Below are 1,465 nucleotides of genomic sequence, written 5' to 3'. Positions count from 1 at the left end.
TAGTTAATCCTTACGAACTAAAAAACACTGGAGATATGCTATAAGTTTTAAAGTATATTTCCAGTATTATTTTTAGCCAAAGAACTTCTTCCTTGATTTTACGAAGTAATCCTTTGAAATTAAACCCTGCGGCGGCCAAGTTTGCATTAATTGTATTGCCTGCATTTCCTTTTAAGTAGTTTTTAATCATACGGCATCCGTGCTTTGTGTGCCCGATAACTGGCTCTACTGCTGCTCTTGATTTACATTTCTTTCGCATTGTGTTTTTGCTGTAAGGTTGTCTGGAGGATGGAGGCTTAGGGGTGACTATTATTGTGTCTCGGACCTTTTTCTTTCCTTTATAGCCCCTGTCAACGATGGCATTTTTGAATGTAATCTTGCTCACCTTTTCAATATTTTCCAGTGCCGGTTCTAAAGTTGCTGTATCGTTAGGGTTACCATTGAAGTTTTTAATCCCAACTATGATATTTACTTTAGGCACAACAGCAAAAGATACCTTTGAACCAAATTCAAATTTCTTATGAGCTTTTCCTTTTGCAATACAGGCTGTATCGGGTTCGTGTAAACTATAAATTTTATTGCTGTCGCTTTTCTTTTGCTCGACAACACATAAACAATTCTTTAATACCTGTTCATATCGCACAAAAGTTTCCTGGTCAAGTTTGCGTTCTAGTTCTCGAACTAGTCTTCCGGCTATAGTTCTTAATTTACGCAATGCAGCTTTGGCCTCTTTCTTTCGTTTGGGATGGTGTGCAAAGCGCTGCTTTAACAGGAGTTTTTTCATGGTTCGCTGATAGGTTTGCCTTTGTTCAATGCCTTCTTGTTTAGCTATTTTATTACAGCACTTAATCACTTTTATCAGCAGTTTGCTGTCTGTGGGGTAGGTAATGTTTTTCTCTTGCGCAGTGGTATCGACCAGTACATCATTGGTAGTTTTAATCTCATCCCGTCTGGAGTCAATGGAAACTTCAAGTATTTTTTCAGCTCCTTGTTCGCCAATGCGATTTCTAAAATGTACCATATCAGAAGGATCACACGGAGGCATCCACTGAAACTCAGCTTCTCCACAGAAGTATTGAAAGTAGGGGTTTTGAACCCATTGCTCCATGACTGTTTCATCTCCCAAATTATAGATCCTTTTCAATAGCAATAAGCCAACCATCGTGCGAATGGGAGTGCCTGGCTGGCCAGTATGTGAATAGAGCGGACTAAAGCTGTCTTCGAAATCCTGCCAGTTGATACGACCTGATAATATGGCCAGTTCATGCTTAGGATTGATGATATCCTTTAAGATGGGACGAAACAAATTTCTCTGATTCTGATTAGGTAGTTTTCCTTTCATTATTTCTGCAAGATTTTACCCTAATTTACTAATAACCTTGCAATTAAGAATGCTTAAAAGCCATTAGTTATTCACATTTATTGTTGATAACTAATGACTTATGATGTTGTTAAGGATTAACTA

Annotated in this window: 1 protein-coding gene; it reads right to left on the bottom strand. The window is 38.0% G+C overall.

The genetic code is table 11. The annotated features are described in order from the left end of the window. Positions 1–10 precede the first annotated feature (10 nt). On the bottom strand, positions 11–1,342 hold the full coding sequence (locus tag JIV24_RS22110) for an IS5 family transposase (protein ID WP_200467260.1): 1,332 nt from the start codon (positions 1,340–1,342) through the stop codon (positions 11–13). Positions 1,343–1,465: the final 123 nt, after the last annotated feature.

This window comes from Carboxylicivirga marina (assembly GCF_016612505.1).
Classification (GTDB): Bacteria; Bacteroidota; Bacteroidia; order Bacteroidales; family Marinilabiliaceae; genus Carboxylicivirga; species Carboxylicivirga marina.
This window is presented reverse-complemented; position numbering and strand designations above follow the sequence as displayed.

Excerpts from the sequence above, each read along its gene's own strand:
- JIV24_RS22110 (WP_200467260.1), bottom strand. The coding sequence starts at position 1,342 with ATGAAAGGAAAACTACCTAATCAGAATCAGAGAAATTTGTTTCGTCCC.